The 18,830-nt window shown below is 39.8% G+C and carries 19 protein-coding genes; 8 read left to right on the forward strand and 11 right to left on the reverse strand.

Translation table 11 applies throughout. The annotated features are described in order from the left end of the window. Positions 1 to 246 precede the first annotated feature (246 nt). The 6 genes from B8983_RS06100 to B8983_RS06125 are packed head-to-tail and all read left to right on the forward strand — an operon-like array spanning position 247 to position 6,004. Positions 247 to 1,494, forward strand: a complete 1,248-nt coding sequence (locus B8983_RS06100; RefSeq protein ID WP_143736114.1) for an ABC transporter substrate-binding protein — start codon at positions 247 to 249, stop codon at positions 1,492 to 1,494. 39 nt (positions 1,495 to 1,533) lie between these two features. Beyond that, the gene (locus tag B8983_RS06105) at positions 1,534 to 2,394 is read left to right on the forward strand and encodes a branched-chain amino acid ABC transporter permease (RefSeq protein ID WP_084283257.1); all 861 of its coding nucleotides are present in this window, start codon (positions 1,534 to 1,536) and stop codon (positions 2,392 to 2,394) included. Then, a complete protein-coding gene (locus tag B8983_RS06110) occupies positions 2,391 to 3,335 on the forward strand; it encodes a branched-chain amino acid ABC transporter permease (protein ID WP_084283258.1) in 945 nt (314 codons plus the stop codon). Before B8983_RS06105 ends, B8983_RS06110 begins: the two co-directional genes overlap by 4 nt. Further along, a complete protein-coding gene (locus B8983_RS06115) occupies positions 3,332 to 4,072 on the forward strand; it encodes an ABC transporter ATP-binding protein (RefSeq protein ID WP_084283259.1) in 741 nt (246 codons plus the stop codon). The genes B8983_RS06110 and B8983_RS06115 overlap by 4 nt, the downstream gene beginning before the upstream one ends. Continuing rightward, complete coding sequence (locus B8983_RS06120; protein ID WP_234986913.1) at positions 4,062 to 4,775, forward strand: ABC transporter ATP-binding protein; 714 nt, start codon at positions 4,062 to 4,064, stop codon at positions 4,773 to 4,775. The genes B8983_RS06115 and B8983_RS06120 overlap by 11 nt, the downstream gene beginning before the upstream one ends. A gap of 26 nt (positions 4,776 to 4,801) precedes the next feature. After that, complete coding sequence (locus B8983_RS06125; protein ID WP_084283261.1) at positions 4,802 to 6,004, forward strand: amidohydrolase family protein; 1,203 nt, start codon at positions 4,802 to 4,804, stop codon at positions 6,002 to 6,004. A 72-nt stretch (positions 6,005 to 6,076) separates the two neighbouring features. Here the strand turns inward: B8983_RS06125 and B8983_RS06130 are convergent, their stop codons facing one another. Then, positions 6,077 to 7,330, reverse strand: a complete 1,254-nt coding sequence (locus tag B8983_RS06130) for an ABC transporter substrate-binding protein (protein ID WP_084283262.1) — start codon at positions 7,328 to 7,330, stop codon at positions 6,077 to 6,079. A 158-nt stretch (positions 7,331 to 7,488) separates the two neighbouring features. On the opposite strand from B8983_RS06130, the gene B8983_RS06135 reads away from it, so the two are divergent. Both B8983_RS06135 and B8983_RS06140 read left to right on the forward strand, forming a co-directional pair. Further along, on the forward strand, positions 7,489 to 8,286 hold the full coding sequence (locus B8983_RS06135) for an alpha/beta fold hydrolase (protein WP_084283263.1): 798 nt from the start codon (positions 7,489 to 7,491) through the stop codon (positions 8,284 to 8,286). Positions 8,287 to 8,345: 59 nt separating this feature from the next. Next, on the forward strand, positions 8,346 to 9,347 hold the full coding sequence (locus tag B8983_RS06140; protein WP_084283264.1) for an NAD(P)-dependent oxidoreductase: 1,002 nt from the start codon (positions 8,346 to 8,348) through the stop codon (positions 9,345 to 9,347). 4 nt (positions 9,348 to 9,351) lie between these two features. On the opposite strand, the gene B8983_RS06145 is transcribed toward B8983_RS06140, so the two are convergent. The 10 genes from B8983_RS06145 to B8983_RS06190 all read right to left on the reverse strand — a co-directional run bounded on the left by B8983_RS06145 (position 9,352) and on the right by B8983_RS06190 (position 18,809). Beyond that, positions 9,352 to 10,662, reverse strand: coding sequence for an ATP-dependent DNA helicase (locus B8983_RS06145; RefSeq protein WP_159460832.1), 1,311 nt, complete (start codon positions 10,660 to 10,662; stop codon positions 9,352 to 9,354). Positions 10,663 to 10,670: 8 nt separating this feature from the next. Further along, the gene (locus B8983_RS06150) at positions 10,671 to 11,363 is read right to left on the reverse strand and encodes a DsbA family oxidoreductase (protein WP_084283266.1); all 693 of its coding nucleotides are present in this window, start codon (positions 11,361 to 11,363) and stop codon (positions 10,671 to 10,673) included. Positions 11,364 to 11,648: 285 nt separating this feature from the next. Beyond that, a complete protein-coding gene (locus tag B8983_RS06155; protein WP_084283267.1) occupies positions 11,649 to 12,122 on the reverse strand; it encodes an aromatic-ring-hydroxylating dioxygenase subunit beta in 474 nt (157 codons plus the stop codon). 3 nt (positions 12,123 to 12,125) lie between these two features. After that, a complete protein-coding gene (locus B8983_RS06160) occupies positions 12,126 to 13,412 on the reverse strand; it encodes an aromatic ring-hydroxylating dioxygenase subunit alpha (protein ID WP_234986914.1) in 1,287 nt (428 codons plus the stop codon). A 27-nt stretch (positions 13,413 to 13,439) separates the two neighbouring features. Beyond that, on the reverse strand, positions 13,440 to 14,147 hold the full coding sequence (locus tag B8983_RS06165; protein WP_084283268.1) for an ABC transporter ATP-binding protein: 708 nt from the start codon (positions 14,145 to 14,147) through the stop codon (positions 13,440 to 13,442). Then, positions 14,144 to 14,908 carry an ABC transporter ATP-binding protein gene (locus B8983_RS06170; protein ID WP_234986915.1) on the reverse strand — a complete coding sequence of 255 codons (765 nt, stop codon included), beginning with the start codon at positions 14,906 to 14,908 and terminating at the stop codon, positions 14,144 to 14,146. Before B8983_RS06170 ends, B8983_RS06165 begins: the two co-directional genes overlap by 4 nt. Then, a complete protein-coding gene (locus B8983_RS06175; RefSeq protein WP_084283269.1) occupies positions 14,905 to 15,921 on the reverse strand; it encodes a branched-chain amino acid ABC transporter permease in 1,017 nt (338 codons plus the stop codon). The genes B8983_RS06170 and B8983_RS06175 overlap by 4 nt, the downstream gene beginning before the upstream one ends. Continuing rightward, positions 15,918 to 16,802, reverse strand: coding sequence for a branched-chain amino acid ABC transporter permease (locus B8983_RS06180; RefSeq protein WP_084283270.1), 885 nt, complete (start codon positions 16,800 to 16,802; stop codon positions 15,918 to 15,920). The genes B8983_RS06175 and B8983_RS06180 overlap by 4 nt, the downstream gene beginning before the upstream one ends. 13 nt (positions 16,803 to 16,815) lie before the next feature. After that, positions 16,816 to 17,949, reverse strand: a complete 1,134-nt coding sequence (locus B8983_RS06185; RefSeq protein WP_234986927.1) for an ABC transporter substrate-binding protein — start codon at positions 17,947 to 17,949, stop codon at positions 16,816 to 16,818. Positions 17,950 to 18,017: 68 nt separating this feature from the next. After that, entirely contained in the window at positions 18,018 to 18,809 is a 792-nt protein-coding gene (locus B8983_RS06190; RefSeq protein WP_084283272.1) for an alpha/beta fold hydrolase, read from the reverse strand. Positions 18,810 to 18,830 lie beyond the last annotated feature (21 nt).

Genomic DNA, 18,830 nt, shown 5'->3' on the forward strand with positions numbered 1-18,830 from the left:
TGAGGTTTAAAGATATCAACTAAATGCCTCATTTTGGTTCAATTTTTTCAAAAATAGGTAGATACCCTTATATTTTAAAGCCATAGAATCCTTTAATCTCCCTAATGTGATTGATCGTTACTTTAAATAATTGATAAATTTGGTCTCAATTTTTTAACTGATCAAGTAATCATTAGTGAGTTAAATAGGTTAATTTTTTACGAATTTTAGTAAGGTATTACTTTTTTCAACATTGGAGGAGACACCATGAGTTTAGATCGTCGTTCTTTTATACAAGGTACTGCAGCAGCAGGTTTATCCCTAGCAGCTCCTAGCATCTTACTAGCACAAAGTAATGAGCCTGTAAGAATTGGTTTGTTAACTGTTAAAACTGGCCCTCTCGCCTCAGGCGGCATTGACATGGAATTGGGCTTGAAACAGTGGTTAGCTGAAAACAACAATATGATGGGTGGTAAAAAAGTTGAGTTGACAGTTGCCGATACTGGCGGAGTTCCTGCCAACACAAAAACTAAAATTTCAGAATTGTATGAGCGTAACAAGGTCCATGCAGTGATGGGGCCTTTAGCTGCCTTTGAAGCTTTAGCTGTGGATGATTATATTAAAGCTCAAAAAATCCCAACATTATCTGTCGCTGCGGCAGAAGATATGACACAACGTAAACCAAATCCATGGTTCGTTAGAGCGACATCTACATCATCACAATGTGCTCACCCAATGGCAGAATACTGCGCAAAGGTGAAGGGTTACAAACGTATGATCATGATTGCCGACGACATTGCATATGGTCATGAAATGAATGCCGGTTTCCAACGTGTATTCGAAGAAAACGGTGGCAAGATTGTTCAAAAACTTTTCTCACCATTAACAGTGCCTGATTATGGTAGTTTCTTGGCTCAATTGAATCCAAAAGTAGATGCAATTTTCTTAGGGTTTGCTGGCTCAAATGGCTTTAGATTTATTCGCCAATTTAATGAATATGGCTTAAATGGCAAAATGGCAATTGTGGGTGGTATGACAGCAATTGATGAAGCCGTTTTAAAGAACATGGGTAACGAAGCTTTAGGTATTGAAACTGCTTGCTGGTACTCTGCCGAGTTAAACAATCCAATCAATAATAAATTTGCTCCAGCCTTCCGTGCTGCGAATAAATATGACCCTGGTTTCTACGCTGCTGCAACTTATACCAACGCGGCTGTTTTGGATGCTGCAATTAGAGAAGTGAATGGTAATGTGGCAAACAAAGAAGCTTTAATGGCTGCTTTGAAAAAAACCAATATCCCAACTGCTCGAGGCCCAGTAAAATTTGATAGCTTTGGTAATATTGTTGGTGACGTTTATATCAGAAGAGTAGAACGTAAAGACGGTCGTTTAGTCAATACAGTTACTAAGACTTATACGAACGTAAGCCAATTTTGGACATATGATCAAAAAGCGTTCTTAGCAAATCCTGTTTACTCTAGAGACTTCCCACCAGCGAAGAACCTTGAGTCTTAAGCAATATCGATCATCACATTAAGTAATTAGGTTAATTTTATGCAATTTTGGGTAATTCAAACCCTTAATAGTCTCGCACTCGGAGGATTGCTATTTATGCTTTCCTCTGGGTTTGCGTTGATTTTTGGGTTAATGCGCATCGCGAACTTGACGCATGGTTCGTTATTTATGATTGGAGCTTATTTAGCTGCTGCCACACTGCGAGAAGGCTACAGCCTTTTTGTCGCTGCGATAGTAGCGATGGTAGGCGTTGCGATCATCGGAGGTTTAATCGAACGATTTATATTACGTGCACTGAGCAATAATTCACAAGGACAAGTTTTAGCTACTCTTGGTCTATCTTTTGTTGCAGCGGATGCATGTTTAATGATTTGGGGTGGTGATCCAATTCCAATCAACGCTCCTGAAATGTTTAGATCACCGATCGAAATGTTTGGTTTTATGTTCCCGACCTATCGATTAGTGGTTTTAGTAGTGTCGATTGTGATCGCCATTGGCCTCTATTTATTGATGGAAAGAACACGTCTTGGTGCAATGATTCGCGCTGGAGTTGATGACATGCAAATGGCACGTGCTGTAGGCATACCTGCATCCTTATTGTTCACCGTAGTCTTCTGCCTTGGTGCACTTTTGGCAGGTCTTGGTGGCTCAGTAGGTGGTCCAATGTTAAATGCCTATCCGGGACTAGATGCTGACATGCTTCCATTAGCACTAATTGTAGTAATTCTTGGTGGAGTTGGAAGTTTAATTGGTACTTTTGTAGCGAGTTTCATCATTGGTTTTATTTATACCTTTGGTATTGCTCTAGTTCCAGATCTTGCCTACGTTATTTTGTTTTTACCGATGGTTTTTGTAATTGCATTCCGACCATCCGGGCTTTTTGGGACGATGAAAGCATGATTTTGAAAAATAATTATTTCTATTTAGCTGTTGCATTAATTCTGACGATTGCACCATTATTTTTTGGGGAGTATTACGTCAATTTAGGAAGCCAAATTATGATTGCGGCAGTATTTGCTGCAAGCCTTAATATTTTGGTGGGGTATGGTGGTCTCACTTCCTTAGGTCACGCAACTTATTTAGGTTTATCAGCCTATACGTCTGCCTGGTTATTCCTTAAAACTGGATGGGACCACGGCACTACAGCCATTATTGCAATTGTCTTTACAACCGTCATTGGTGCAATTTTTGGATGGATTTCCCTACGGGCCTCTGGCTTAAGTTTTTTAATGCTGACTCTGGCCTTATCTCAAATTATTTGGGGAATCGGCTATCGCTGGGTAGCTCTCACCAATGGTGATAACGGCTTATCTGGTTTAACACGCCCATCTCCTTTCGGTTGGGACCTAGAAAACAGCACCAACTTTTATTGGTTTACATTAATCATTACGATTGGCTGTTTATTTTTTATTGGTCTGATTGTGAACTCTCCCTTCGGAGCAAGCTTAAAGGGAACGCGTGATCAAGATAAGCGGATGAGTGCCTTAGGATTTAACGTTTGGAAAATTCGTTGGGTTAGCTTTGTTATTTCAAGCTTTTTCGGTGCTATCTCTGGTCTCTTGTACATTTACTTTAATAAATACGTCCATCCAAGTGTGATGTCCATCACCTCTTCGGCTGAGGCTCTATTGTGCGTGATTGCTGGCGGAGCTGGAACACTTGCAGGTCCAATTTTAGGATCGATCCTCATTGTTATGTTAAAAAATTATGTTTCTGGTTTTGTGGAACGTTGGAATATGCTGTTAGGAATTATTTTCGTCTTTATTGTTATCTTTATGCCGACTGGAATGGTTCCTGGAATTCTTCAACTCAAGAACCGTTTGTTTGGAGTTAAAAAATGACCATCGCTCTAGAAGTTAAAGATCTTAAAAAAAGCTTTGGTGGTGTAGCTGTTACCCAGAGTGTCAATTTACAAGTAATGCCTGGTGAAAGAAGGCTGATTATCGGCCCTAATGGAGCTGGCAAAACCACCCTCTTCGCGCAAATTACTGGTGATTTACTGCCTGACTCTGGTCAAGTGTTTTTGTATGGTAAAAACATGATTGGCCAACCAGTCCATAATCGAGCCCACCTTGGCATGAGTAGGACTTATCAAATTATTACGCTATTCTCAAAGGATAGTCTTGCTCATAACGTCGTGCTTTCACTCCTTGGTATTCATAAAAGAAAAAATCAAATCTTTAAGGGTTTACCTGCGAATGATCCGATTTATGATGAAGCCATAGAACTACTAGATAGCGTAGGTCTAAAAGCTCAAGCGCATCGTCGTGTTACCGAGATTTCTTACGGAGAGCAAAGACGCGTAGAAATCGCTTTAGCACTAGCCCAAAAACCAAAGGTCCTATTACTCGACGAGCCCTTGGCTGGACTATCAAGAGATGAGCGCGTTTTAGTGGCTGATTTAATTAAATCAATTTCAAAAGAAACTGCAATAGTAATGATCGAACACGATATGGATGTAGCTCTTGCATTTGCAGAGAAAATTTTAGTATTGCAATATGGCAAAGTAATTGTTGATGGAGACCGTGATACGGTGGTGAATGATCCTAAAGTTCAGGAGGTGTACCTTGGTCACTAATGCACTCGAACTGAAAAATGTTAATTCATACTATGGTGATAGCCATGTTTTATATGATCTATCACTTGATCTAGAGGAAGGCACTTTACTCGCCCTGTTAGGTCGTAATGGCGCTGGAAAAACAACGCTGATGAAAACCATTTCTGGTTTGTTAACGCCAAAGAGTGGTGAGATATTATTATTTGGAAAAAATATCGCAAAAGAGAAACCAGAGGTTATCGCTAAAGCTGGAGTTAGGCTAGTACCTCAGGGGCGCCGCATATTCCCAAGCTTAACGGTAGAAGAGAATTTACTGGTTGCCGAGCAAAAACGTCCAATTAAAGCAATGTGGAATTTGAAAAGAGTTTATGAACTTTTTCCCCAACTTGAAGTTCGCATCAAGCAACGTGCTGGCACGTTATCCGGTGGCGAACAACAGATGCTTGCGATTGGCCGTGCTCTTATGGGTAATCCCGATGTTTTATTACTCGATGAGCCATCCGAAGGTCTTGCCCCGTTGATCGTTGCTGAAGTCGCAAGAGGTATTGAGTTGATCAAAAATGAAGGCCTTTCGATTATCTTGGTTGAGCAAAACTTTCAATTAGCGATGAGCGTAGCGGATAATGTAGTTGTATTAAATACTGGTGAAATTGCCTATCAAGGCCCAGCCAAAGATGTTCACGAGAACCCTGAGTTGGCAACTAAGCATCTTGGTGTTTTTTAACTTTTTCTTTTTAAATAGAGGTCATCATGTTTTACACTTGTTCTTCATCTTGTTCTAACCCTGCGCATAACCACGGATCTTCTGACTCTGCAGAGATGATGGCAACTAGCGCAACAAAAAAAGCGTCTGCCAGTAGTAAAGGTGCTGTAAAAACTGCAACTAAAACGCCTGCAAAGAAAGTTTTAGCGCCTACTCAAAAAATGGTTAAAAACAAAAAAGGTCAACATTTGGTTGTTGACATTCACTGCCATTATTTAAACCCAGAAGTTAATGCTAAGACAGCCCATCTGAACGCTGCCTCTTATGATCCAACAGTAATTTTTGCTACAGATATTACAAATGAAACGAATACTGCTCAAATGAAAACGAGAGCTCCTAAATTAATGGGAGTAGATGAGCGTTTAAAAGATATGGACAAAATGGGCGTTGATATTCAAGCAGTTGCTCCAGCTCCATATCATTACTTTTACTTTACAGAAGCAGGCCTAGGAGCGAGCTTAGCTCGTGACGTGAATGATGGTATTGCTAACGTAGTAGCAGGGAATCCTGACCGCTTTGTTGGACTTGGTTCAGTTCCACTTCAAAATGCCGAATTAGCGGTCAAAGAACTTGAGTATTGCGTTAAAACTTTAGGGCTTAAAGGTGTTGAGATTTGCACGAATGTGAACGGTAAAAATTTAACTGATCCGAGTCTTGGACTCGAGAAGTTTTTTGCCAAAGCAAATGAACTTGGTTGCGTCATTTTCATGCACCCATTGGGCTTTACACAAGGTGATCGCCTCAGAAACCACTACTTTAATAACGTTATTGGTAATCCCTTAGAAACAACAGTAGCAGTTAGCCATCTCATTTTTGATGGCATCATCCAACGCTATCCAAAAATTAAATTCATCGCTGCTCACGGTGGTGGCTTTTTAGCTCACTACTGGGCACGTATGGATCACGCATGGGGTGCTCGTAAAGATTGCCGCACAGTAATCAAGAAAAAGCCTTCTTCTTATTTAGAAAAGATTTACTTCGATACCATCACGCATGATTCAGAAATGCTTGGTAATTTAATCCGTCGGTTTGGTGCAGATCACGTGATGCTTGGAACTGACTACCCATATGACATGGCTGATGATCATCCATTAGATACCATCAGAGGCGTTAAGAGATTATCTGCTGACGATCGCAAGTTGATTGAAGGTGGTAATGCTGTCAAAATGATGAAAATTAAAATGAAGTAATATTCATCAAATTTCATGCAAAAAAATGCCCTCAGTTCATTTACTGAGGGCATTTTGTTATTCCGGAAGCGCTTATTTTTCGATATTGTTTGAAACTGGATAGTCTCTTGAATAAACAGGTTTAGAAATAAACTCAGCCGTTTTGTAATTCCAAAATTGAGTTACGTTTGGATAGGTTTTAATAATGTTATTCGTTAAACGACCATCAATCCTCACTACCTTACGAATGTATACATTCATGATTGGATTACCCAAAGCATCTAAGGTTATTTTTCCACGGGGATCATCATTTACCGTAACATTGCGCAGCGCACTCATAAAGTCAGCTTTATTTTCAATATTTCCTTTTACTTCTTTTAAAGCTTTTTCTAACATCAAGGCTGCGCCATAAGCACCTACAGAATAATAGCCGGGTGCTTGTTTGAAGTCTTTAATCATACCCTGTGCAAATTTTTCATTGTTAGGATTTTTAATTGTCTCAGCGTACCAACCTGAAGAAATGATGTCTAAGGCTTCATCTCCCATTGATCCTAAAATTCCCTCATCCACTGCCGTCATATTCGCAATCACAGGCAATTTTTCTTTCATGCCATACTCTTTGTACTGACGAAGAAACTTCACGCCATTACTACCCGCAAATGCGACATATACGGCATCAATATTTGGTTTAATTTGACTAATGTAGGCTCCATAATCAGCCGTATTTAAAGGAGCCCATAGTTTCTGGACAACCTTACCACCATTTTCTTCAAAGGTTCTTTGGAAACCACCAACGTTTTCATGGCCAAAGGCAAAATCATCACCAATGATTGCAATACGCTTATATTTAAGCTCTTTTGCAGCATACTCACCGAGAGGATGGTTCGCCTGCGCAGAACTACCAACAGCCCGCACAAACCAAGGATTAGGCTTACGTTGGGTTAAGTCCTCAGCTCCGGCAGATGGCGAAATAGTGGGTACTTCAGAGCGTTTAATATAGTCATCAACCGCAATCGCTTCAAAAGCCGCAAGAGGCCCAATCACAACGTGGACTTTATGCTTTTCAACCATTTCTTGCATTTTTGCTTTTGTAATCGCTGGTTGACCACCTGTGTCACCAGTAAATAACTCCACTTTTCGACCAGCAATTGTGTTGTTTCTTTCTTTTAAAAAGAGTTTTATAGCCTCTTCCATTTGAATTCCACCAGCAGCTAAAGCACCAGATTTGATGGTTAAAAAACCAACCCTAATCGGATCTGTTGAAGCAGCAAAAGTTGTTTGAAAGGAACCCAATCCAATGCCTAATGAAGCAATTAGAATAGCTAGTGTTTTTCTTTTAAGATGCATATTTATCTCCTAATTAATCGTGGAGTAATTATGCTATATTTAGGCGATTGAAAAAAGTTTAATTCATAAATAAATCTTTTCGGAAATGCAATTCATCATGAAAAATTATTATTAAAGAGACTCTTCAAACACTTACAGCTCATTTTTGGAAAACTAATATGTCACTCAATTTCGAATCAGTCAATATTCAATTTAATCAACATCAACTCAGCATCAAAACTTATGGCACTGGCCCTGCTATTGTCTTATTCCACTCTTTGCTTGCAGATCAAACTAGTTTTGAAAAAGTGTTGCCAAGTTTAATGAAAAACCATCAGGTCATCGTTTTAAGTTTACCGGGCTTCGAATCTTCAAGTTTTGTTGGTGGCGCGTTAGATACCATTGCTGATCAAATTGCGGGTTCATTAAAAACACTCAATTTATCACCAGCACCCATCTTTATTGGTAATGGCTACGGTGGCTTTGTTGCCCTCAACACAGCGCTTAGACACCCTTCACTTGCATCCAAATTAGTCCTAGCAGATTGTGGTGCATGTTTTTCTGAACCGGGTCGTGCAGCTTTCCGTGGTATGTCAGAAAATGCCAAGAATAATGGTTTAACTGCAATCGCAGATGTGGCTATGCGCCGTTTGTTTGCCCCAGCTTATCAAGAACAACATCCAGAATTAATTGCGCAAAGAAAAGAACGTTTCTTAAGTATGAATTTAGAGACGTTTCATGGTGCTTGCAATGCCCTATCGACCATGGACTTAAGACCCTTGGTAAAAGACTTACAAATTCCTTCTTTAGTACTTTGCGGTGAATTTGATGAGGCCACCCCTCCTGCTATGTCAGAAGAGCTCGCAAGTCTATTGCCAAATGCTAGCTTAAATATTTTGCCAGGCCTTGCTCATGTTCCACAATTACAAGATCCTGAAGCCTTTTTTGCAGCCATTGATCATTTCATCAATAGCTAAACAAAAAATCATTTTTTAATTTCCGATTAACTCATTATTAATTTTTAAAGATCTCAAAGATGACAACTAAATCAAGTACATCCGTTGCCAAAAAGGCTCCAACAAAATCTGTAGCGAAAAAAGCTCCTACCAAGACAATTAATGCCACTCCAGCTCCAACCAAAGTTGGTGTGGTTGGGTTGGGCATTATGGGCTCTTCCATCGCTACCAATCTGCATGCATCAGGCTTTTCTGTCTTCGGCTTTGATCCGAGCAAAGAGCAACAAAAATTACTAAAAAAAGTTGGTATCACGATCTGCCAACAAGTCTCAGAAGTAGCGAAAGAATGTGACTTTTTATTACTATCACTCCCATCCGTTTATGCCTTAAAAGCGGTCTCTGAAGACATTGCTGCGAATGCCAAAAAAGGTACTATCGTTGCCGAATTAGGTACATTACCGCATGATGCCAAAGAAGCTGCCCGCGCATTACTTGCGACAAAAGGTATTACCTTATTGGATTGCCCTCTTTCAGGCACTGGTGCACAAGCAAAAACTAGAGACTTAGCTGTTTATGCCAGCGGTGATAAAAAAGCAATTGCGAAAATGGATGCTGTCTTTGAAGGCTTTGCCCGCGCAAGATATAACGTTGGTGAATTTGGGCAAGGAATGAAAATGAAATTAGTTGCCAATCATCTTGTTGCCATTCACAATGTAGCTGCTGCCGAAGCAATCTTATTAGGTGCTGAAATGGGCTTAGATGCTAACCAAGTAGTGGAAGTTATTGGCGATGGTGCTGGTAGTTCAAGAATGTTCCAAGTACGTGGCCCTTCAATGGCCAACCGCACTTGGCATGAAGCAACTATGAAGATTGAAGTTTGGGCAAAAGATATGCACTTGATTGGCGAGGCGATTAAATCTTACAACGTCCCAGCTCCTTTGTTCAGTTCATGTATGCCAATTTATCACGCTGCAGCTGCATTAGGGCATCAAAAAGATGATACTGCTGTGGTATATAAAGTATTAGAAAATTGGTCAACGAGTGCAAATAAAGCAACGGTTAAAAAGAAAAAAACCAAGTAATAGATTATCGACCTAATCTGCGATAAAAATGTTGGATGTGTGAGTTACTGCGCACATCCAATGTTTTTATTGGCTTCGCTAAATTAATACCTTCAAGTGTCGTACAACGACTTAAAGCCACATAAACTTGACCTGGTGCAAATGCACCACCTGCTAAATCAACCGTTACACGCTCCAGAGTTTTCCCTTGGCTTTTATGAATCGTCACAGCCCACGCTAACATCAATGGGAATTGCTGAAAGCTACCATTCACGACAGGTTTAATTTGATCCAACTTATCGTCGTATTCATACTGATAAGATTCCCAAGTAAAAACTGGCACTTCTACAAAATTTGAAAACTTCGACGATTTACCAATTGGGGGATCAATTTCTACGGTTACGCTATCGCTAGAAAACTGGACTACTCTTCCCAGTGAACCATTCATCCATTTCCTAGGGATATTTTTATCATTGGCCGTGAACATCACTCTCGCGTTAATCTTCAAAGTTAAGTCTAGGGGTGATGGCAAATTTCTCTCATCAACTACAAACTTCCCCTCCATCCGACCGCGATACACTTTAGTCGTAGTATCTAAAGCACTCATAGCTTGTTGATTAATATTATCAGCGCGTTGATTGGTCGTGGTTAAGACAATGGCATTCTCATTGTTGACGGAGCTTGGCTGGTAGCAACTATCGTTAATGATCCGTAGCGCTTGCTCAACTCCTTGATTGGTTCGTACTTGATTTAACAAACTCGTAAAAGACTCATCTTTTTGCCGAAATATTTTTTTGAGCTCAATAAAAGTTAACTCACGACCACGAAGTGCCATGGCATGAAAAAAATAGGGTTCTTCATAATCCCGACTTCGTAGCACCTCAAGTTCCTCTGCTCGAACTACGGGTGGTAACTGAAATAAGTCGCCTACAAAAATAACCTGAACGCCACCAAAAGGTCTTCCCTCACGCGGGCCATTGACTCTTAAAAACATATCAATCGCATCCACCATATCAGCTCTTACCATTGAGACTTCATCAATAACCAATATGCCTAATTTATTGTAGAGACGACGATCTTTTAACTTCTTAATATCTTCTTCAGGGAAAATCAAACGCGGTGGAAATTTAAAGAAAGAATGAATCGTCATGCCGCGAACTTGCAGAGCCGCAACACCCGTTGGAGCAACAACGGCCAACTCTTGGGTAGAGTTGGTTCTTAAATAATTAACTAAAGTGGACTTACCGGTTCCAGCTCTACCACTAATAAAAATAAAAGGATCTTTACGTTCAATCGCGGCTAGAACCGCTTCATATTCAGAAGTTATTTCTATCAAAGCAACATTCAATCTTTGGCAATAATAGGTTGATCAGCCTGAGCCAAATACTCATCGACAATTTCCTGAAATGCATTTTCAAACACTTCGATGGGTTGCGCACCTTGTAACAAGTACTTTTCATTCATGATAATCGATGGTACGGAGTTGATATTTAAATGACGATAATGCTCTTCCATTTCACGAACTTCTTGACCATATTGTCCAGAGTTAATAATTTCTAAAGCTTGTAATGGATCTAAATCTGCTCTCTCCACCGCAGCACATAATTTATAGGGGTCCTCTAAGTCTTCATTGCGACAGAAACAGGTTTCTAACAACTCTCTCTTCAAACGATACTGTGCAACATATCCATGCTCTTCCAAAGCCCAATGAAGCAAGCGATGACAAGTAAAGGTGTTGTAAATCATTGGTCGAATTTCATCATTAAAATCAAAGCCCGCTAACCTAGCGTGCTCTCGAATTTTTATTTGATTAATCTTGATATCATGCGCAGAAGAGCCATACTTTTCTGTCAGATGATCAATCGTATTCATCCCACCTCTTGGCACATTTGGATTTAATTCAAATGGTCTAAAAAATATCTCAACTTCTGCCTGATCAGCCATATTGAGGGCTGCTTGCTCAAGATGCCCCAATCCCACAGCACACCAAGGACAAGCCACATCTGAAACGAAATCTACGTGAATTTTTACTCTCATAAGTATATTATCTAACGAATTAAAGTCTAAGAAAAGTTTTAAATAAAACCCCATACTACAACAACAAAAAATTACTGCCAAAGAAACGCATTCAACTTTGACATCCTCCCGGCACTAAAGGACGCGGATTCCTCCTACGAGACGCTCATGCCCGAGCGCAAGAATGTTTCTGACCGCATTGAGTCGGGTAAATTATCGTAATCAATCCCATCTGCTATCCTAATTAAACTGTCCGACTTTCATGGGTCAGTTCAGAAGAAGGGAGATTTCTTTCTGAGAATTTTGTTAAATAGGGTAAATAATCGAGTTAGAAATCATTTCAGAATCAAATACACAGTTTCTTGATTTGATCTTTAACTGATTATTTACAAATTCTAATTCGTCAACATATCGACCAACATTCATTACCTCAGAAGTTTGGTTAAACTTGGTTCGAAACACAGCATAGTTGGTTTCACAAAGAACTCTTTGTTCATTTGACTCTGTAATCATTGGTAGACTAATAATGTGCCTTTGATAATAGGGGTCATGGTACAGGGTATTGGTAATCCCGTATACACGATCTTTCAGCATGCCTTTTGAGAGTAACGCCAGGGTGCATAGAGGCATTTGACGATCAAAATTTTCTCTTGGTTGAATCTTATAAGTGCATTCCTCAACAAAAAGATCCATCCACGCTTCCCAATTCGAATGGTCAATTGCACTGGCATACTGCGCATTTAATTGAATAATAGTTGATAGTAAGTTTGTTGAATCCATTGACTATTTCCCCATCACTTTGCGCCAATATTGGTACATTCCACGAATTAGAGTTTCAGTCACCATATGGTTCGTATTTTCACTTGTATGACCACCTAATTGGACAAGTGCACGGTGACTTGGATGTTGTTCAAAGCCTTTTTGGGAAAGTTCAATGACTTCTCCGTCATCAGCTGAAACAAAGCCCGCAGGACCAAATAGATTGGCCTGTATCAGGCGTCTTTGAGTCATTTCTTCGCTGTCGTCTTTAAAACCAAAATGGGTCCAAACAAAATCAAATGAGCCGTTACCATTGGGTTGAATATGACGCGTTGAAACACTATTGACTTGCTGCTGAATAATTACCGAAGGAAAGAGGGTAAGCATCACGGCTGTTGGTCCATTCCACCAAGACTCTTCGACGATATCAATTAAGCGTTTATCTTGAATTTCCATGGTGTCTTTAAACGTCGTAACTCCAGCAGTAACCTCTGTCGATTTAACTCCAGCATTACCTCTACGCGAAACCATGGCCGCATGTCGGTAATGCTTATCCATCAGTAATTTGGCCTCATTATCGGCACGCCAAAGTCCATAAGTAACGAACCAGGTATGCAATAACCCAGGATGGTACGGGTCTTTAATATTCTCTTGCATCAGTTTCCAGTTACCTGGAATTTTTTGACGGTTATATCCCAGAATGGTTAGTTCTCTACCATCAAAAAGACGATCAAAATAGGTAATGATTTCTTCACCTAGAAAGTCTTCGAGAGATTCAACTTCAAGATCAAAGCTGGCGAATACTACTCCACCTCGCTTAGCCACCTTTAACTGTGTTAAGTGATGTTCTTTAGGATTAAATTCCTTGGGCATACCACCTTGAACTTGACCGTCTTTCTTAACACCTCGTCGAAAAGGTACACCTTGTAAGTCACCTTTTAAACTATAGTTCCACTGATGATAGGGGCAAACAAACTCCGTTTTATTGCCGTGTCTTTCACGGCAAAATTGCATCCCTCTATGGGCACAAACATTCTCTACAACATTGATTTCGGCATCTTGTCCACGCACCATAATTACCGAGCGTTCTCCAATGACGGTTCTTTTGAAGTCACCTGGATTTGGAATCTCAGCTTCTAAGCCAACGTAACACCAATGGCCTTTGTAAAAAAAATTATCTAACTCTTCTTTATAGATCTCTGGATTTGTATATACTTCAAAGGGTATTTGACTCGTATCTTGAAATGGCCAACGAAAGTCGTCAATTTTTGAGGTAGAAATATTGGAATTGTGGGCTTGATTAGTCATCATTATTTAATTGAAATTGTTTCATCAATTTTAAATTCCTAAATATTTTGATAAATCAGGATGATTAAAGACTTCTTTAGCATCACCTTGCAAAACAACTTGTCCTTTTTGTAAGACTAAAGCTCGGTCAGAGTGTTGTAATACTTTGCGCCAATCACGATCAACAATTAACGTAGCAATACCACTGCTGCGTATTTCTTTAATCACTCGCCAAATTTCAGCAACAATTAATGGTGCTAAACCTTCCGTAGCTTCATCCAGAATTAATAACTCAGGGTGAGTCATTAATGCACGACTAATGGACAGCATTTGCTGCTCTCCACCCGACAATTGATCACCCAAATTAGTTAATCTTTCAGCAAGACGAGGAAAGGTACTTAAGACACGATCAAAGGTCCAATCAACCTCACCATGACGACCAGGTCGAGCAGCCATTAATAAATTTTCTTTAACTGTTAAATTACCGAAAATTCCACGACCCTCTGGAACATAAGCAACGCCAAGTCTTGCGACTTGATAAGGTTGCATCTGCATGGCATCAACCCCGCGAATAGCAATGTGCCCTTCACGCTGAGTCACATGACCAAGTAATGTTCGAATGAGAGTACTTTTTCCCATGCCATTTTTGCCTAAAAGACCAATTGTCTCTTTACTTTGAATATGTAAATCAATGCCATGTAAAACATGACTAGATCCATACCAAGCATGAATATCACGAGCATCTAATAAGTGATTCACGCATCCTCCCCTAAATAAGCAACTTTTACATCCTTGTTTTCTTTGACTTCGGCAGCGGTGCCATGGGCAATGACAGAACCATTCACCATCACTGTGATGACATCAGCCACTTTAAAAACAGCATCCATATCATGTTCAACTAATAAGATTGCATGATCTTTTCTAATCTCCATCAGGAAATTAAGCATTCGATCTGTTTCATCAGCACCCATACCCGCTAAAGGCTCATCAAGCAACAAAACTTGAGGATTGGTGGCTAAGCACATAGCAACTTCTAATTGACGCTTTTGACCATGTGAAATAACACCAGATGGGCGATGCATAATATGTTCTAAACCTGTTTTTTGAATCACGAACATGGCTTTTTCATTACTTGACTGACAAGACTTTCCATCTTGCCAAAATTTCCATGGATGCTGAAAATTCGCTTGGGCTGATAGTCGACAATTTTCTAAAACACTTAATTCATTAAAAATTGTATTTCGCTGATAACTCTTACCTAATCCTAGACGGGCTCGTTGATGTTGAGGGCGATGAGTAACATCCTGTCCAAGTAATTCAACCTGCCCGTCTGATAGTTCAATCTCGCCTGAAAGTAAGTTAATCAAGGTAGATTTTCCAGCACCATTTGTACCAATGACTGCATGAATTTGGCCTTTAACGAGTTCAATATTCACTGCATTAACCGCAACTAAACCACCCCAGCGTCTAGTTAAGTTAGTTCCTCTTAGGACAATATTTTGATTGTAATTTGTCATCATGAATGCCCTCCCCCAGAAGAACTTACTTGATCATTTGTATCTGCTGCCTCGGAAGATTTGCCAACAAGTTTATTTTGCCAAAGACTAGGCAAACCAATCAGCCCCTTCGGTAATAACGCAACGGACAAAATAATGGCAAAGCCAAGCCCCAAATGCCAGTGCTTTGTATAAACCCCAAAGATGGCCTCTGATCTAAAAAACTCTTCTAATAAGTTATAGGCAAAAGCGCCGATAAGAGCACCTCTTAAATGACCTAATCCGCCGAGGATAATCATAATCAGAACTGTTCCTGATTGGTGCCAGCTCAAGAGTTCTGGATTTACATAACCGTCTTTCACCGCGAATAAGAAACCAGCTAGGCCAGCAATCGATCCTGAAATCACAAAAGCAGCGAGTTTATAAAAATAAGTGTTGTATCCAGTAGCTTTCATTCTTTGTTCATTCAGCTTAATGCCAAGAAGAGCTCTACCAAAACGAGATCTTGTAATTAAACCTAAAAGTCCTAATACTCCAAATAAGATTAAAACAGTAAATACATAAAAACTTAATGAACTATTTAAGGAAATATTGCCTGGTAGATTTGGCTTGACGTACAAATAAATCCCATCTGTCCCACCTCCTACAGGTGTATCGTGAATCACATAATAGGCCATTTGGGCAAATGCCAAAGTTACCATAATGAAATAAACGCCCTTTGTCCGCAAGGACAATGCACCGACAAAAAGAGCATAAACAGCTGCTAGGATGACACTCATTGGCAGTAAAACAGCGACTAATGGCTGGTCAACTTCCGTTGACAAAATGACCGTAGCATAAGCGCCAATGCCAAAAAATGCAGCCTGACCAAAACAAACCAAACCTGTTCTTCCGACTAATAGCTCAAGACTCAGAGCAAAAATACCGAAAATAATTGTTTTCGTCATCCAATCAATCCCGTAATCACTTCCAAATAAAGGAATTGCTGACAAAGAAAGGAACAAACAAACTAAGAAAATAATTGGAAATTTTTTCATGACCCAGCCTTAAAGAGCCCACTAGGCTTCCACAAAAGTATGACTGCCATTAAGATATAAACTAAAACACCGGCAATTTGAGGAAGAAAAACCTTCCCAAAAGTATCTACAAAACCAATTAATAGAGCAGCTACAAACGCCCCCTTAATTGAACCAATGCCACCAATCACGACAACTACAAAACAAATAATTAAAATCCCCTGCCCCATCCCTGGATAGACTGAGGACACTGGGGCAGCAACCATACCTGCAAATGCCGCGATTGCAACTCCCGAAGCAAAAACTACTCGATATAAAAATTGAATATTGATACCTAAAGATTGAGTCATTTCTCTGTTAACGCTACCCGCCCGAATCATCATGCCAAGCTTTGTACGAGTCAAAACAAAATACATGCCAACAGCGAGTAATAAGCACATGCCAGAAATAAACAAACGATAACTTGGATAGGTCATTACATCATTTAATTGGATACTACCTGACAGCCAATTTGGCATGGCAACGCCATGCACATCATCCCCCACTAAAATACTACGGACTTCTTCAAAAACTAAAATCAAACCATAGGTCATTAATACTTGCTGGAGGTGATCTCGTTGATAAAGGTAGCTATAAAAAGCCCACTCTAAAAAATACCCTAGTAAAACGGATACCACTAAACCAAACAACATGGTTGCAATAAAACCACCACCAAACATAGATGCCACGATAGGAGACAATCCATAAGCAAGATATGCCCCTATCATGTAAAAACTACCATGAGCTAAATTAATAACACCCATAATGCCAAAAATAAGGGTTAAGCCTGCCGCAACTAAAAACAACAGTAACCCATACTGAACAGCGTTTAAGGTTTGAATTAAGAAGGTAAAGAAGTCCATATTTGCTTCTCAATTACATGTTGCAGCCGCGGCCAGGATCGGCCAAAGCTTTTGATGCAATTCCAATAGGTTTATTTTCTTTACCTTGAACTTCACGTAAATAAAAATCTTGAATTGGATTGTGCGCTTTAGATAACTTAAATGGCCCACGTGGACTATCGATAGTTGCTGAAGTAACTGCTTTAGCAAAATCATCTTTCTTCGAAACATCTCCGCCCGTTGCATTTAAACCGATTGCCAACATCTGAGCGGCATCGTAACCTTGGACTGCATAAACATCGGGCTGTAATTTAAACTCTTTTGCATACGCTAAACGGAATGCATTATCACGTTTGGTATTTAATCCATCTGCGTAATGCAAAGAAGTTAACATTCCTTTTGCAGAATCCCCTTGCGCATCTAAAGTTCCATCGGTTAAAAAGCCTGCTCCGTAGAGTGGAATCGTTTTATTAAGGCCAGCAGCGGCATAATCTTTTACAAACTTAACAGCTCCTGCTCCAGCAAAGAACGAATACACTACATCTGGTTTTGCCGCAGCAATTTCAGTGAGTAAAGCCTGAAACTCTACGTTTGGAAATGGCAAGCTTAATTCCTTCGTGACTTTACCACCAGCCTTTTCAAAAGACTCTTTGAATCCTTTGACAGACTCATCACCAGCAGCATATTTCCAAGTAATGGTCATCGCACTTTTCAAGCCTTTTTTACCGGCTACTTCACCCATCGCATAGCCAGGCTGACTATTTGAAAAGGAGCTTCTATAAATATTTTTGGCACACATTGGTCCAGTAATAATATCTGCGCCAGCATTTGGAATGATTAGCAAGGTACCAGACTCTTTAGCAACTTTTGCCATTGCCATTGCAACACCAGAATGAACAGTGCCAATCACAACATCTACGTTGTCTCGCTTGATTAATTTATTAATATTGTCTGTTGCTTTTGATGGCTCTGACTCATCATCAACGCGGACATAAGTAATTTCACGTCCACCAATTTTGCCACCTTGCTCTTTAACAAAGAGTTGGAAGCCGTTATCAATTGCATTACCTAATGAAGCAAAAGTACCACTATAAGGCAGCATCATACCTACTTTAAGTTTTGGTGCATTTTGTGCTTGGGCGGTCCCCAAACTCAGAGCCAAAACCATATTGGCTGCCAATAAACTAACTTTTATTAATTTCATTTCTAATCTCCAGATGATTATAAAAATACAACTTAAATTAAAGCTTCATGTAACTGTAAAAAATCTTTTACTGCTTTTTGGACAATTATAGGTTGTTCTCTATGCGGAGAATGACCACAATTGGGAATTTTTACCAAACTAGCTTGGGAAACAACTTCTTTGATTCCATCAATTTGAGCCATGGTGCCGTATGGATCCTCAAATCCTTGAATAGCCAATAATGGACATTGAATCGATGAAATTTCTTGAACAATATTCCAATGTTTAAAGTCCGCATTTAACCAAATATCATTCCACCCCCAAAATGCAGAATCTACATCCTGATGGTATTTGGCCAATTTTCCTTTTAAGTCACCATGTAAATATTGTTGTTTAGCTACTTCAATACTTGAGATTGTTAGATTTTCAACGAAAATGTGGGGAGCCATCAGAATAATCCCATTTACTAAATGGGGATGATGTGAAGCGGCCAACAAAGCAATCGATCCCCCATCACTATGACCTAGAATCCACACTGGCTCTTTGACCTGAAGAGCTTCTAAAACTTTAGGTAATACATCCATCGCTTGTTGATGCATAAAGTCATTTTGCCAAATTTCTTTTACCCCTCGAGGCGTAGACCAACCATATGCTGGTCTTGAGTAAACAAGCCCCCGAACCCCTAATTCTTTACACAAGTTCAATGGGAAATCCCTCCATAAAGAAATAGAGCCTAAACCTTCGTGTAAAAAAACAATGATTGGTGAATCTATTCGTTCTTCATTCACCCATTGATATTCAATATCAACAGTTTTGTTCTTCCAAAAAATAGGAGTGGTTGGCATAGTTTATTTAATGTAAGAATA

It is taken from the genome of Polynucleobacter kasalickyi, assembly GCF_900176405.1.
Taxonomy (GTDB): Bacteria; Pseudomonadota; Gammaproteobacteria; order Burkholderiales; family Burkholderiaceae; genus Polynucleobacter; species Polynucleobacter kasalickyi.

Bases quoted from the DNA above. Each gene is read 5' to 3' on its own strand.
- B8983_RS06100 (WP_143736114.1), top strand. From the start codon at position 247: ATGAGTTTAGATCGTCGTTCTTTTATACAAGGTACTGCAGCAGCAGGT.
- B8983_RS06105 (WP_084283257.1), top strand. From the start codon at position 1,534: ATGCAATTTTGGGTAATTCAAACCCTTAATAGTCTCGCACTCGGAGGA.
- B8983_RS06110 (WP_084283258.1), top strand. From the start codon at position 2,391: ATGATTTTGAAAAATAATTATTTCTATTTAGCTGTTGCATTAATTCTG.
- B8983_RS06115 (WP_084283259.1), top strand. From the start codon at position 3,332: ATGACCATCGCTCTAGAAGTTAAAGATCTTAAAAAAAGCTTTGGTGGT.
- B8983_RS06125 (WP_084283261.1), top strand. From the start codon at position 4,802: ATGTTTTACACTTGTTCTTCATCTTGTTCTAACCCTGCGCATAACCAC.
- B8983_RS06130 (WP_084283262.1), bottom strand. From the start codon at position 7,330: ATGCATCTTAAAAGAAAAACACTAGCTATTCTAATTGCTTCATTAGGC.
- B8983_RS06135 (WP_084283263.1), top strand. From the start codon at position 7,489: ATGTCACTCAATTTCGAATCAGTCAATATTCAATTTAATCAACATCAA.
- B8983_RS06140 (WP_084283264.1), top strand. From the start codon at position 8,346: ATGACAACTAAATCAAGTACATCCGTTGCCAAAAAGGCTCCAACAAAA.
- B8983_RS06150 (WP_084283266.1), bottom strand. From the start codon at position 11,363: ATGAGAGTAAAAATTCACGTAGATTTCGTTTCAGATGTGGCTTGTCCT.
- B8983_RS06155 (WP_084283267.1), bottom strand. From the start codon at position 12,122: ATGGATTCAACAAACTTACTATCAACTATTATTCAATTAAATGCGCAG.
- B8983_RS06160 (WP_234986914.1), bottom strand. From the start codon at position 13,412: ATGATGACTAATCAAGCCCACAATTCCAATATTTCTACCTCAAAAATT.
- B8983_RS06170 (WP_234986915.1), bottom strand. From the start codon at position 14,908: ATGATGACAAATTACAATCAAAATATTGTCCTAAGAGGAACTAACTTA.
- B8983_RS06175 (WP_084283269.1), bottom strand. From the start codon at position 15,921: ATGAAAAAATTTCCAATTATTTTCTTAGTTTGTTTGTTCCTTTCTTTG.
- B8983_RS06180 (WP_084283270.1), bottom strand. From the start codon at position 16,802: ATGGACTTCTTTACCTTCTTAATTCAAACCTTAAACGCTGTTCAGTAT.
- B8983_RS06185 (WP_234986927.1), bottom strand. From the start codon at position 17,949: ATGGTTTTGGCTCTGAGTTTGGGGACCGCCCAAGCACAAAATGCACCA.
- B8983_RS06190 (WP_084283272.1), bottom strand. From the start codon at position 18,809: ATGCCAACCACTCCTATTTTTTGGAAGAACAAAACTGTTGATATTGAA.